General features: G+C 66.8%; 9 protein-coding genes. 7 read left to right on the top strand and 2 right to left on the bottom strand.

Annotated elements, in window-relative coordinates:
- Window positions 1-50: 50 nt before the first annotated feature.
- Window positions 51-2,414 carry an ATP-binding protein gene (locus ACO05L_RS01065; RefSeq protein ID WP_421730332.1) on the bottom strand — a complete coding sequence of 788 codons (2,364 nt, stop codon included), beginning with the start codon at window positions 2,412-2,414 and terminating at the stop codon, window positions 51-53.
- Window positions 2,415-2,564: 150 nt separating this feature from the next.
- Between ACO05L_RS01065 and ACO05L_RS01060 the strand changes: the two genes are divergently transcribed.
- Window positions 2,565-2,984 carry a metallopeptidase family protein gene (locus ACO05L_RS01060; protein WP_421730331.1) on the top strand — a complete coding sequence of 140 codons (420 nt, stop codon included), beginning with the start codon at window positions 2,565-2,567 and terminating at the stop codon, window positions 2,982-2,984.
- A gap of 58 nt (window positions 2,985-3,042) precedes the next feature.
- Entirely contained in the window at window positions 3,043-3,717 is a 675-nt protein-coding gene (locus ACO05L_RS01055) for a DUF2141 domain-containing protein (RefSeq protein WP_421730330.1), read from the top strand.
- Here ACO05L_RS01055 and ACO05L_RS01050 read toward each other — a convergent pair.
- Complete coding sequence (locus ACO05L_RS01050; protein WP_421730329.1) at window positions 3,704-4,492, bottom strand: TetR/AcrR family transcriptional regulator; 789 nt, start codon at window positions 4,490-4,492, stop codon at window positions 3,704-3,706. The genes ACO05L_RS01055 and ACO05L_RS01050 overlap by 14 nt on opposite strands.
- A gap of 183 nt (window positions 4,493-4,675) precedes the next feature.
- On the opposite strand from ACO05L_RS01050, the gene ACO05L_RS01045 reads away from it, so the two are divergent.
- The 5 genes from ACO05L_RS01045 (at window position 4,676) to ACO05L_RS01025 (ending at window position 14,191) form a co-directional block, all read left to right on the top strand.
- A complete protein-coding gene (locus ACO05L_RS01045) occupies window positions 4,676-6,946 on the top strand; it encodes a TonB-dependent receptor (protein WP_421730328.1) in 2,271 nt (756 codons plus the stop codon).
- Between the two features lie 163 nt (window positions 6,947-7,109).
- A complete protein-coding gene (locus tag ACO05L_RS01040; protein WP_421730327.1) occupies window positions 7,110-8,651 on the top strand; it encodes a spinster family MFS transporter in 1,542 nt (513 codons plus the stop codon).
- 107 nt (window positions 8,652-8,758) lie between these two features.
- Window positions 8,759-9,949, top strand: coding sequence for an ADP-forming succinate--CoA ligase subunit beta (gene sucC / locus ACO05L_RS01035; RefSeq protein ID WP_421730326.1), 1,191 nt, complete (start codon window positions 8,759-8,761; stop codon window positions 9,947-9,949).
- Window positions 9,950-10,003: 54 nt separating this feature from the next.
- Window positions 10,004-10,906, top strand: a complete 903-nt coding sequence (gene sucD, locus ACO05L_RS01030; RefSeq protein WP_421730325.1) for a succinate--CoA ligase subunit alpha — start codon at window positions 10,004-10,006, stop codon at window positions 10,904-10,906.
- A 270-nt stretch (window positions 10,907-11,176) separates the two neighbouring features.
- Entirely contained in the window at window positions 11,177-14,191 is a 3,015-nt protein-coding gene (locus tag ACO05L_RS01025; protein WP_421730324.1) for a 2-oxoglutarate dehydrogenase E1 component, read from the top strand.
- The last annotated feature ends 23 nt before the right edge of the window (window positions 14,192-14,214 follow it).

Below are 14,214 nucleotides of genomic sequence, written 5' to 3'. Positions count from 1 at the left end.
AAAAGCGGGGCTGATGGCCCGACGCCTACTCCCTAAACCCTAATCGCGTCTCACCCCAGCAGCAGCTCGGGCGCAGCGGCGTCGCGGACCGCCTCCAGCGGCAGGTGCAGGATGAAGGCCGCGCCCTTGCCGGGCTCGCTCTCGACCTCGGCCCAGCCGCCGTGCAGTTCGACCAACGCCTTGACCAGGGCCAGGCCGACGCCGGGGCCGCCCCGGTCGCGACGCACGAAGCGATCGAAGACGTGGGCCTGCAGGTGATAGGGGATGCCGCGTCCCGTATCCTGAACCCGGATCCGAACCTCGGACGCATTGGTTTCGGCGGTCAGGGTGACTTCGCCTCCGTCGGAGACCGCGCGGGTGGCGTTCTCCAGCAGGTGATCCAGGGCCTGGCCGATGCGTTTTTCGTCGGCGCGCATGGGGCGCAGCCTGTCGGGACAGACGATGGTCAGTGTCGCACCCCGCCCCTCGATGCGGGCGCGGACCTTCTCGGCGGTCTCGCTCAGCAGGTCGCAGACCCGGACGTCGCCCAGGGTCAGCTCCATCTCGCCGGCGTCGATCTGGGCCATGTCCAGCACGTCGTCGATGGAGCGGGCCAGCTGGCTGGCGGCGACGCGGATGGCGCCGGCGTGCTGGCGGCTGCGCTCTGGCAGGTCGCCCAGGGTCTCCAGCAGTTCGGAATAGCCGACGATGGTCGTCAGGGGCGTGCGCAGCTCGTAGCTGACCGAGCCGACGAACTCGCGCTTCAGGGCCTGGCTTTCCTCCAGGGCGGCGGCCTTGGCGGCCAGGGCCTGTTCCAGCTCGCGCCTTGCGGTGACGTCGGAGAAGGCGACCAGTGTGGCGCCGTCCGGCAGCGGGCGGGTCTGCCAGGCGGCGATACGGCCATCGGTGGTGCGCGCCTCGCCCGAGACGGCGATGCGGCTTTCGGGATCGGGATCGGCGACCCGCGCCTTCAGCCCCAGCCACAGGGCCGGATCGGGGATGACGGCTTTCAGCAGTTCGGCGATGGCGTCGAAGTCGCTGGCCGCCTCCAGCCGGTCGCCGAGGATGTCCCAAAAGCGTTCGAACGCCTCGTTGTGCAGCCGCAGCCGCCCGTCCGAGCCGAACACGGCGACGGCGTCGTTCAGCTTGTCGAGCGTCGCCGTCTGGACCTGGATCTGGGCGTTGTAGCGGCTGCGCAGCTTCAGCTCGTCGGTGATGTCCGAGAACAGCAGCAGGATGCCGCCCAGCGGGTGGGGCTGGCGCACCACGCGCAGGGTCCGGCCGTCGGGCAGGGACCAGCTATCGTCGGGCGCGGCCTCGGCGGCGCCATAGAACTCCAGTTCGCGCGTCTTCCAGCCGGCGTAGTCGATGACCTCGGGCAGCATCCGGCGCTGGCGCAGACGATCCAGCAGCTCGGCATGGGTCGGGCGTTCGTCCAGCCAGGCCGGGTCGATGTTGAACAGGGCCTGGAAGGCGGTGTTGTGGAAGGCCAGTCGCTTGGACGGGCCGAAGATGGCCACGGCGTCGGCAAGGTGGTTCAGGGTCTCGTCATGGGCCTCGACGTGGCGGCGCAGGGTGTCGCGCGTCTCCTCGGCCTCGGTCATGTCGATGGCGAAGGCCAGGACGGCGCCGGGACTCGACAGGTCGCCCGCATCGGCCGAGGCCCCGCCCAGGGGTTCGGCGACGATCCGCCAGGCACGCCTGCGGCCCCCGCCCGAGGTCCAGCGGAAGCCTTCCTGGCGCACGCCCAGCCGCCCCGCCTCGGCCAGCACCGCCTCGGCGCCTCGATCGAAGCTGAGGCTGCGGCTGCGGGCGTCGTCCAGGCTGGGGGCTTTCACCTCGCTCAGCCAGGCGCGGTTGGCCCAGACCAGTCGACCCTCTGCGTCCACGACCCAGGTCGGCGCCGGCGAGGCGTCGGCCAGCAGCCCCAGGCCCAGGCCGACACCCGTATCGACCTGATGCGGGGCGGCGCGGGCGGGGGCTAGCCTCAGCCAGGCGGCGCCGCTGACCAGCCGTCCCTCGATGGCCCAGGCGCCCCGGTCCGTCTCGATCCGCAGGTCGCAGCCGATCCCCTGTTCGACCAGGGCGGTGACGGCGGCGGGATGGGCGGTATGGACCGCGACGGCCAGGACCACGGCGTCGTCGACGTTCTCGACACCCGGCGCCAGGTCGGCGCGGGCGGCGGCGATGCCCTCGGGCGCGCCAAGGATGGCGGTCACCCCGCCGTCCGATCTCAGGCCGATGCGGATGTCGTCGAAGGCGGACAGGGCGGCGTCGCGCTCGGCCAGGGTCTCGGCGGCATAGGCCGCGCCGCTTTCGACAGCGGCCTCCCGCGCGGCCAGGCGATGACGAAAACGCCATGCCCAGGCGCTGACGGACAGGGCCAGACCCGCCGCTCCGCTAGCCGCCACAAAGGCGATGTCGGCTCCCGCCATTCCGTTTCACCCGCCGATTCGGCGTTCACCATAATGGAAATGGAGAGAGGGAGTAGGGGTTAGGGCGTTGGCGGTAGGGAAGGGCGTGCTGTTGGCGCTAGGCTGGGCTTCCCCTACTCCTCAATTTCGACTCCATAACCTCTGAGCACAATGACCGAACCCGCAGACACCCGGTGGCTGGATCAGCCAGCCCCCTCCCTCGACGACTTCGCGCGACTGGCCGAGCAGGCCTTCGCCGACCTGCCCGAGGGGTTTCGTCAGGCGGCAGGCGAGGTGGTGTTCCGTATCGACGACTTCGCCGACGAGGAGACGCTGAGGGGCATGGGGATCGAGGACCCGTTCGAGCTGACCGGCCTCTATCACGGCGTCGATATCGGCAGCCGCGACAGCATGGGGCCGGCGGCTGAGCCGTCGCGGGTCTTTCTCTATCGTCGTCCGATCCTGGACGAGTGGTGCGAGCGGGGCGACGTGGGGCTGGCCGAGATCATCGCCCATGTCCTGATCCACGAGATCGGCCACCATTTCGGCCTCGACGACGATCAGATCCACGCCATTGAGGGCGACGACTGAGGGTCGCGTCAGGCGAACCGCCTTGCCATTGGCGAAACTTGGCATGAAGACTGTCCCGATGAAGATCGCCCTTCTTTCCGCGCTCCTGGTTCCGGCTCTGGTGGTCCTGGCGACCGCCTCCGCCGCCTCGGCGCAACAGACCGGCAGCGTGCCCGTCCCGCCGCCGCCGCGCGCCAGTGCGCCCGTGCCGCCGCCCGTGGGAACTCCTGTGGCCCAGCCGGACGAGACCGCCGTCAGCGTTCCGGCCCCGCCTGCAGTGATCGCCCCTGCGCCCGCCGGAACGGTCAGCGCCCCGACGATCACCGTCATTCCAGGCGCCCAGACCTCGGGCGGCTCCGTCGTCGCGCCGACCCGTCCGCGCAGCCCCGGCTCGACCCAGGTCACGCTTCAGATCGAACTGGAGACCAGCCAGGAAGGCCGGATTTCGGTGTCCATCTATCAGGACGCGGAGGCCCTGCGACGGGGCGAAGGCGCGCTGCGGACCCTGATGGTCGAGCGCAACGGCCCGGTGACCCGCGCCTGGGTGCTGGGCATGACCCCCGGCCGCTACGCCATCGCCGCCTGGCAGGATGTCGACGGCGACGGGATTCAGCGCAAGGGCGCCCTGGGCCTGGGCGGCGAACCCCAGGGTTGGTCCAACAATGTGCGCGGCCGGTTCGGCCCGCCGCCGTTCGATCAGGCCGCGTTCGACCTGCCCCCGACCGGGATCACCGAACGGATCAGGTTGAGGTAGAAGCGGGTGTCGGCGCAGGGGCCGCACAGACGGCCCTGAACCCCGCGGCGGCGAACCGGACCATGTAGTCGCAGGCGCTTTCCAGATCGCCCGATCGGCACAGGCCGCCCGACAGGCGATCCAGCCGTCCGGTCTCGCCCAGGGTCAGGGTCAGGGCGCCCGACAGGTTGTGATAGGCCCAATAGACGTCCTGCTCGCGCGCCTCGGGCATGACCTGGCGGATCAGGGTGATGAGCCTCAGGATGGCCGGGTCGAAATAGCGGGCCATGGTCTCGCCGCCAAAGGCGGGGTTGGCGTTGGTCTGGGCCACCAGGGCCGAATAGTGTTTCCAGCCCGGCCCGCCCTTGGCCGACCACTCGAACGGCGGGCGCAGGAAGGCCTCGAACAGACCCTCCAGGGTCATGTCGTCGCCGTGGGTCTCGGCATAGAGGTTGATGGCGTTGACCCGGTCGTTGTTCCAGACCTCGGCTCGACGCAGGAAGACGGCGTCGAACAGGCCGCGCTTGGCGCCGAAATAATAGTGGATCAGGGCGGTGTCGACGCCCGCCTCGCGCGCCACCTCGCGGATGGTGACGCCATAGAAGCCGTGTTTTGAAAACAGGTCCTCGGCCGCGTCCAGGATGGTCTCGCGCGTGCCGGATACGGCCGCGGCCGCCTGGGTCTTGGGCGGTCGGCCGCGACGGGCGGGGGCAGGGCCAGCGACGTCTGCGGCCCGCCCGGACGGGTCGTCGATGTCGTTCGAGGCCTGGGGCGTCGGATGGGCGGAACTGGTCATGACCTCACGCTAGGCCCTCTGCCGCACCTAGTGCAACGGCGCCACAGCAGAGGCGGCGCGACCACCCGTCCAGGCCGCACGGTTTGACAGAAGGCCCCGTTACGGTCACGGTCACGAAAATCATTGAACGTTGAATAAAAAACAGCGTCTTTGGAAACAACAGAAATCAAGAACGGGATTCTCATGAACCGACTCGTCAAGAGCTCGCTGCTGGCCGGCGCGGCTGTCGCCGCCATTTCGACCGGCGCCTATGCGCAGGATGCAGCCCAGAACACCGACGCCGCGACGGTCGAAGACATCATCGTCACCGCCCGCCGCACCGAAGAATCCGCCCAGCGCACGCCGCTGGCCCTGACCGCCTTCTCGGGCGAGACCCTGTCGCGCATCGGCGCCCAGCAGGTCACCGACATCCAGGGCGCCGTGCCCAACCTGAACCTGGTCCAGGGCCGGGGTTCGTCCAACGCGACCAACATCTATATCCGCGGCGTGGGTCAGCCCGACGCCCTGCAGACCTTCGACCCCGCCGTCGGCGTCTATGTCGACGACGTCTATTTCAGCCGTATCCGCGGCACGCAGTTCGACCTGCTGGACCTGGAACGCGTCGAGGTCCTGCGCGGACCGCAAGGCACCCTGTATGGCAAGAACACCATCGGCGGCGCGTTGAAGCTGGTGTCGCGTCGTCCCGGCCAGGACTTCCGCGCCCGCGGCTCGGTCGCCTATGGCGACTATGACCAGATCGACGTCCAGGGCGCCGTGTCGGGCCCCATCAGCGACACCCTGGCCCTGGGTCTGTCGGCCCTGCATTCCGAGCGTGGCGGCTATGTCACCGATCCGGCGACCGGCGCGGAATACAACGACAAGAACTCCAACGCCGTCCGCGCCGCCCTGGCCTGGGACCCGGCCTCCAACCTGCGCATCGACCTGACCGCCGACTACTCCAAGGACGACGCCGGCCTGACGGTCGGCCAGGCCCAGAACACCCTGACCAATCTGTTCGGCGCGCCCCTGATCGTTCTGCCGACTGCGACGCCGGAATATAATTTCGAAACCCGCACGACGCCGGGCCTGCCCAACGAGACCCGTCTCGAGTCCTGGGGCACGTCTTTGCGCGCCGCGTGGGACCTGTCCGACGCCCTGACGCTGAAGTCGATCACCAGCTACCGCGAGCTGCGCACCGACGACTACATCGACTTCGACGCGACCCAGCTCGAAATCGCCGACGCCCTGGTCGCCGTGGATCAGGACCAGGTCAGCCAGGAACTGCAACTGACCTACACCAACGACCGCCTGACGGCGGTGGGCGGCCTGTACTACCTGAAGGAAAACGTCACCTCGCATCAGGAGTCGTACAACGACGACCTGACGTCGAACCTGAACCTGCCGCCTCTGTTCCCCGGCAGCTACACCTTCACGCGCTTCATCGACGACGACCTGGAGACGACGTCGAAGGCGGCCTACGCCAACCTGTCCTATCAGGCGACCGAGGCCCTGCGCCTGTCGGCTGGCGTGCGCTACACCGAGGAAGAGAAGGACTATGCGCGGTCGACCAATGTGACCTCGACCTCGCCCTTCCTGGTCTCGGCCTACGGCTTTACGCCGCCGACCGGCAAGTATGACGACACCTCGATCATGCTGTCGGCCGACTATCAGCTGTCGCCGGACGCCATGGTCTATGGCCGCTATTCGCAGGGCTTCAAGTCGGGCGGTTTCAACGGTCGCGCCAACACGCCCGGTGAATCGACCGAGTACCAGCCGGAAACCGCCGACACCTTCGAGGTCGGCGCCAAGACCCAGTACTGGGATAACCGCCTGCGCCTGAACCTGGCGGCCTTCTTCACCAAGTACGAGGACTTCCAGGCGCGCGTCACGGGTCTGGAAACCGACCCCGTCAGCGGCGTTCCGGTCGGCACCCTGTCGGTGATCAACGCCGGCTCGCTCGACATCCTCGGCTTCGAGATCGAAGGCGTGGTCGTGCCGGTTCCCGGTCTGACGCTGGACACCCAGATCGGCTTCCTCGACGCCGACTACAAGGAGTTCGACGACGCCCGGTTCACCAACTTCTCGGGCAGCCGCGCCTTCCAGGATCCGGCCTTCTCGCCGAAATGGACCCTGCGCTTCGGCGGTCAGTACGAATACGTGCTGGACGGCGGCTCCAGCGTGACGGTCGGCGGCGCGGCCAAGTTCCGCTCGAAGATGGCCCTGGCGGTGGACAACACCTTCACCAACACCGACACCGAAATCGACGGCATGTACCAGGACGACTACTGGCTCTACGACGCCCGCGTCGTCTGGGCCGACGCCTCGGACCGCTACACCGTCGGCCTGTACGGCCAGAACCTGTCGGACGAGGTCTACAAGACCGACGCCCAGGAGTTCTCGTCCATCGGCAACATCCGCACCGCCTACTACGGCGCGCCACGGACCTGGATGGTCAAGCTGACCGCCAAATACTAGGCGCGACGCGAACAGGACGACGAAACGGGGCGGCGGCATTCTGTCGCCGCCCTTTTTCTTGGGCTCATTTTTCTTTTGCGGGGCGCCGATCCCGCCCTAGGCTGACGACAGCCCTAGAATGTGCACAGGCGCGCAGACGCCGATCGAGGACAGGAACACAACCATGGCTTCAGACCAGGCTTCGGCGTCGCCGACTTCGGGCGAGCGCCCCGGCTATCGCTTCTATGTGCTGGCCATCCTGATCCTGGTCTACATGCTCAACTTCGTGGATCGGCAGATCATCGGCATCCTGGCCGCGCCGCTGAAGGCCGAGTTCGGGATGTCGGACCAGCAGTTCGGCCTGTTGGGCGGCATCGCCTTCGCCTCGGTCTATTCGACCCTGGCCATCCCCCTGGCCTGGCTGGCCGACCGGGTCAGCCGGGTGTGGATCATGACCGGCGCCCTGGCCGTCTGGTCGGGCTTCACCGCCCTGTGCGGCATGGCCGGGTCGTTCGGCCAACTGTTCCTGTGCCGCATGGGCGTGGGCGTGGGCGAGGCGGGCGGCGTGGCCCCGGCCTATTCCCTGGTCGCCGACTATTTCCCGCCGCACCAGAGGGCGCGTGCCCTAGCCGGCTTCGCCTTCGGCATCCCGCTGGGCACGGCGGCCGGCACCCTGGTCGGAGGTCTGCTGGCGGCCGAGTACGGCTGGCGCACGGCCTTCATCGTCGTCGGCGTGCTGGGCCTGCTGGTCGCGCCCCTGCTGCGGCTGACGGTCAAGGACCCCAAGCGGGGCGGCATGGATGTGGTCAAGACCGCGCCCGTAGCGCCGCCTGCGGCGATACCGGCAAGCGCCGCCGCTGTCGCCGCGCCTGTCGCCGGCGATGGTCGCCTCGGCAAGACGGTGGCCCTTGGCCTGATGGGTCTGGCCGCAGGTCTTCTGGTGCTGGCGGCCCTGGCCTGGGGCGGGCTGATCCCGGCCAACCCGTTGCTGCTGATGTTCGCAGGTCTGTTGGCGGGCGTGATCGGCGTCTCCTTCATGATCGCCCGCGTCACCGCCTCGGCCGTCCTGCCCAAGCCCAGCTTCTGGCTTCTGGCGCTGGGCGCGGCCTCGTCGTCGGTGTGCGGCTATGGCGTGGCCGGCTGGCTGCCGCTGTTCTTCATGCGCAGCTTCGACCTGACCCTGGCCCAGACCAGCTGGTACTATTCCGGCATCGCCCTGATCGGCGGCATCCTGGGCATCTGGGGCGGCGGCATGGTCGCCGACAAGCTGTCCAAGCGCGGCAAGGGCGCCTATCCCCTGACGCCCGCGATCGCCTTCCTGATCTCGGCGCCCTGTTTCATCCTGGCCATGAACTCGCCCTGGCTGATCGGCCTGGTCCTGCCGGGCGGCGGGTCGCAGGTGCAGCAACTGACCCTGGCCTTTTTGATCTTCCTGATTCCCACGGGGCTGAACCTGGCCTGGCTGGGTCCGATCACGGCGGCGGTCCAGCATATCGCCCCCGCGCCGATGCGTTCGACCGCCTCGGCCATCTTCCTGTTGTTCAACAACCTGCTGGGGATCGCGGTCGGATTCTATTATTTCGGCTGGATGAGCGACCTTCTGGCGCCTCGGTTCGGCGACGAGAGCCTGCGCTGGGCCATCTACACCGGCATGGGCTTTTATCTGATGGCCTCGGCCCTGCTGTTCGGCGCCTCACGGACGCTCCAGAAGGACTGGGTCGACTAAGGTCCAACGCGTTTCACGGATCGGTGAATATTCCCACGGTTGCACCTGCGAAGAGCCGACGCCTATAAGCGCCGCAACTTATCCAGACACAGTCAGGGCAACGGTCCATGAACATTCACGAATATCAGGCCAAACAGGTCCTCAAGGGCTTTGGCGCTCCGGTCGCGGCCGGTGTGGCCGTCACCTCGGTCGATCAGGTCGAGGCCGCCGCCAAGTCCCTGCCGGGCCCTCTGTACGTCGTGAAGTCGCAGATCCACGCCGGTGGCCGCGGCAAGGGCAAGTTCAAGGAACTGGGCGCCGACGCCAAGGGCGGCGTCCGCCTGGCCTTCTCGGTTGAGGAAGCCGTTTCCCACGCCAAGGAAATGCTCGGCAACACCCTGGTCACCGCCCAGACGGGCGACGCCGGCAAGCAGGTCAACCGCCTCTATATCGAAGACGGCGCCGACATCGACCGTGAGCTCTACTGCTCGCTGCTGGTCGACCGCCAGTTCGGCCGCATCGCCTTCGTCGTCTCGACCGAGGGCGGCATGGACATCGAGGCCGTCGCCCATGACACACCCGAGAAGATCCAGAACATCGTCATCGACCCGGAAACCGGCGTCACCGACGCCGACGTCGCCGCCATCAACGCCGCCTACGGCCTGACCGGCGCGGCCGCCGAAGACGGCAAGTCGCTGTTCCCCATCCTCTACAAGGCCTTTGTCGAGACCGACATGGACATGCTGGAGGTGAACCCCCTCATCGTCATGAAGGACGGCCATCTGCGCGTTCTGGACGCCAAGGTCAGCTTCGACGGCAACGCCCTGTTCCGCCACGAGGACATCCGGGCCCTGCGCGACGAGACCGAAGAAGACGCCAAGGAAATCGAAGCCTCCAAGTGGGACCTCGCCTACGTCTCGCTCGACGGCAACATCGGCTGCATGGTCAATGGCGCCGGTCTGGCCATGGCCACGATGGACATCATCAAGCTGTACGGCAAAGAGCCCGCCAACTTCTGTGACGTCGGCGGCGGCGCCGGCAAGGACAAGGTTGCGGCCGCGTTCAAGATCATCACCGCCGACCCCAACGTCCAGGGCATCCTGGTCAACATCTTCGGCGGTATCATGAAGTGCGACGTCATCGCCGAGGGCGTTGTCGCCGCGGTGAAGGAAGTGGGCCTGAAGGTTCCGCTGGTCGTCCGTCTGGAAGGCACCAACGCCGAGCTGGGCAAGAAGATTCTGAACGAATCCGGCCTGACCATCCAGGCCGCCGATGACCTCGACGACGCCGCCCAGAAGATCGTCGCGGCGGTCGGTTGAGCCTTAGGGCTCATCCACCGACCGTCCCGCTGACCGAATAATCAGAGCAGATCCATGTCCATCCTCGTCGACAAGAACACCAAGATCATCGTCCAGGGCCTGACCGGCAAGACCGGCGGCTTCCACACCGAACAGGCGCTGGCCTATCACGGCACGCAAATGGTCGCCGGCGTCCACCCCACCAAGGGCGGCACGAACTGGACCGGCTCGCACGGCGAAAGCCTGCCGATCTACGCTTCGGTGGCAGAAGCCAAGGAAGCCACCAAGGCCGACGCCTCGGTGATCTATGTCCCGCCGGCAGGCGCCGCCGCCGCCATCATCGAGGCCATCGACGCCGAGATCCCCTTCATCACCTGCATCACCGAAGGCATTCCGGTGATGGACATGGTCAAGGTCAAGCGCCGCCTGGAAAACTCCAAGTCGCGCCTGCTGGGCCCCAACTGCCCGGGCGTCCTGACGCCCGACGAGTGCAAGATCGGCATCATGCCGGGCTCCATCTTCAAGAAGGGCTCGGTCGGCATCGTCTCGCGTTCGGGCACCCTGACCTATGAGGCCGTTTTCCAGACCACCAACGAAGGCCTGGGCCAGACCACAGCCGTCGGCATCGGCGGCGACCCGGTCAAGGGCACCGAGTTCATCGACATGCTGGAAATGTTCCTGGCCGATGACGAGACCACCTCGATCATCATGATCGGCGAAATCGGCGGCGGCGCTGAAGAAGACGCCGCCCAGTTCCTGATCGACGAAGCCAAGAAGGGCCGCAAGAAGCCGATGGCCGGCTTCATCGCGGGCCGCACCGCTCCCAAGGGCCGCACCATGGGGCACGCCGGCGCCGTCGTCTCGGGGGGCAAGGGCGATGCGGAATCCAAGATCTCGGCCATGGAGGCCGCGGGCATCCGTATGTCGGAATCGCCGGCCCGCCTCGGCAAGACCCTGGTCGAAGTTCTGAAGGGCTAAGACGCCCTCCAGCCTGGCGGCTTGTGAGAAGATTGAAGACGCCCCCGGTCTCGGCCGGGGGCGTTTTTCTTTGGCCCAAGCGGAGCGAAATCGCGCTTCATCTGCGGCGGAAGCGCGCAGGTGACGACCCGGCGACGAAATTTGTCTCTCAATGACGCTTTTTCGGCCCGACCGCCCCCATTCGGTCATGACCCATAAGGAAACAGAGCCTATATGAAACGCACCGCCCTCACGTAAACGTGTACGGAGGGCCTAGGGACGACGAGAACGATGGCGGACGATGCCGGCCGGCTGAACCAGGTCTTTGCCGAGACCAGCTTCCTTTATGGCTCCAATGCCGGGTTCATCGAAGACCTGCACGAGAAATGGGCGACCGATCCGGGCTCCGTCTCGGGCGAATGGCGCGCCTTTTTCGACCAGCTGAAGGATTCCGCCGCCACGGTTCAGGCCTCGCACGCGGCCGGGTCGTGGGGACGCGGCGTGGCCAGCGAGCCCACCGAGGACGCCGCCGTGTTCGACGGTCGCTGGCCTGCGCCCAAGCCCGATCCCAAGAAGCCGGGCGCTGCGCCCGTCGCGGCTCCGGCTCCGGCGGCTTCAGCGGGCGTTTCCGCCGAGGAAATCCGCGCCGCCGCTCATGATTCCATCCGCGCCCTGATGCTGATCCGCAGCTACCGGGTTCGCGGCCATCTGCAGGCCACGCTGGACCCTCTGGGCATTGAGCAGGCGGTCAACAATCCCGAGCTGACGGCCGAATTCTATGGCTTCACCGAAGCCGACATGGATCGCCCCATCTATCTGGACGGGGTTCTGGGCCTGCAGACCGGCTCGATCCGCGAAGTCCTGTCGATCCTGAAGCGAACCTACTGCGGCAACATCGGCATCCAGTTCATGCATATCGCAGAACCGGAGGAGAAGGCCTGGCTGCAACAGCGCTTTGAAGGCCCCGACAAGTTCGCCGAGAACGCCTTCACCAAGGAAGGCAAGCTGGCCATCCTGAACAAGCTGATCGAGGCCGAGGGCTTCGAACGCTTCCTGCACAAGCGCTTCCCCGGCACCAAGCGGTTCGGCCTGGACGGCGGCGAGGGCATGGTCCCCGCTCTGGAGCAGATCATCAAGCGCGGCGGCGCCCTGGGCGTGGACGAGATCATCGTCGGCATGGCCCACCGGGGCCGCCTGAACACCCTCGCCGCGGTGATGGGCAAGCCCTATAAGGCCATCTTCCACGAGTTCCAGGGCGGTTCGACCGTGCCCTCGGACATCGAGGGCTCGGGCGACGTCAAATACCACATGGGCGCCTCATCGGACCGTGAGTTCGACGGCAACAAGGTCCACCTGTCTCTGACCGCCAACCCGTCTCACCTCGAGATCGTCAACCCGGTCGTCCTGGGCAAGGCGCGGGCGAAACAGGCGTTCGACATCCGCGAGGCCAATGTCGGCGTGCCCGAGGGCCAGTGGGCCCTGGACCGCTCCAAGGTCATGCCGTTGCTGATCCACGGCGACGCGGCCTTCGCCGGCCAGGGCGTGGTCGCCGAATGCTTCGCCCTGATGGGGCTGAAGGGTTACCGCACGGGCGGGACGATGCATTTCGTCATCAACAACCAGATCGGTTTCACCACCTCGCCGCGCAACTCGCGCTCGACGCCCTATTGCTCGGACGTGGCCCTGATGGTCCAGGCGCCGATCTTCCACGTCAACGGCGACGATCCCGAAGCGGTCGTCTTCGCCGCCAAGGTGGCCACCGAGTTCCGTCAGAAATTCCACAAGGACGTGGTGGTGGACATGTTCTGCTATCGCCGCTTCGGCCACAACGAAGGCGACGACCCGACCTTCACCCAGCCTCTGATGTATTCCAAGATCCGGGCCCAGCCGACGACGCGCGAGATCTATTCCAAGCGTCTGGTCGAAGAAGGCGTCATCGACCAGGCCGGCGTCGACGCCGAGGTCAGCCGCTTCGAGGCCTGGCTGGACGAGCAGTTCGAGGCCGGCAAGACCTTCAAGGCCGAGAAGGCTGACTGGCTGGACGGCCAGTGGAAGGGCGTGGGTCTGCCAGACGGGGAGGAGCGTCGCGGCGCCACCGCCGTGGCTGAGTCCAAGCTCAAGGACTACGCCCACCGGCTGACGACCATCCCCAACCGCATCGACATGCACAAGACGCTGAAACGCGTCATCGAGGCGCGCCGGGATTCGATCGACGCAGGAACCATCGATTGGGCCACGGCCGAGAGTCTGGCCTTCGCCTCCTTGCTGGACGAGGGATTCCCGGTCCGCCTGTCGGGCCAGGATTCGGTGCGCGGCACCTTCTCGCAGCGGCATTCCGGCGTCATCGATCAGACGACCGAGGAACGCTACATCCCGCTGAACAACCTGCGCGAAGGCCAGGCGGATTTCGAAGTCATCGATTCCGCCCTGTCCGAAGAGGCGGTGCTGGGCTTCGAATACGGATACGCCCTGTCGGACCCCAACACCCTGGTGATGTGGGAAGCCCAGTTCGGCGACTTCGTGAACGGCGCCCAGGTGGTGATCGACCAGTTCATCAGTTCGGGCGAACGCAAATGGCTGCGCATGTGCGGCCTGACCATGCTGCTGCCCCACGGCTATGAGGGCCAGGGCCCGGAACACTCCTCGGCTCGCCTGGAGCGGTTCCTGCAACAGTGCGCCGAAGACAATATGCAGGTCGCCAACTGCACCACCCCGGCCAACTATTTCCACATCCTGCGCCGCCAGATGCACCGGCCGTTCAGGAAGCCTCTGATCCTGATGACGCCCAAGTCTCTGCTGCGTCACAAGAAGGCGGTCTCGACCCTGGCCGAGATGGCCGAGGGCTCGTCCTTCCACCGCGTGCTGCACGACGACGCCCAGACGCGTCCCGAGGTCTCGGGCATCAAGATCAAGGCCGACAAGGACATTCGTCGCGTCGTCCTGTGTTCGGGCAAGGTCTATTACGACCTGCTGGACGCCCGCGAGAAGAAGGTGAAGGCCGGAGAGGCGTGCGACGACGTCTATCTGCTGCGGCTCGAGCAGTTCTATCCCTGGCCGATGAAGTCGGTCTCGACCGAACTGGCCCGCTTCCCCAACGCCGAACTGGTCTGGTGTCAGGAAGAGCCCAAGAACATGGGCGGCTGGACCTTCGTCGATCCGTGGCTGGAGCTGACGCTCGACAAGCTGTCGGTGAAGGCCAAGCGCGCCCGCTACGTCGGACGACCCGCCTCGGCATCGACCGCTGCGGGTCTGATGAGCCGCCACCTGAAAGAACTAGAAGCCTTCACGACCGAGGCCCTCGCCTGATAAGCGAGTAAGCCGAACCACAC

It is taken from the genome of Brevundimonas sp. (assembly GCF_965227765.1).
GTDB lineage: Bacteria > Pseudomonadota > Alphaproteobacteria > Caulobacterales > Caulobacteraceae > Brevundimonas.
The sequence above is the reverse complement of the archived record's forward strand: the minus strand, read 5'-3'. Positions and strand labels throughout refer to the sequence as shown.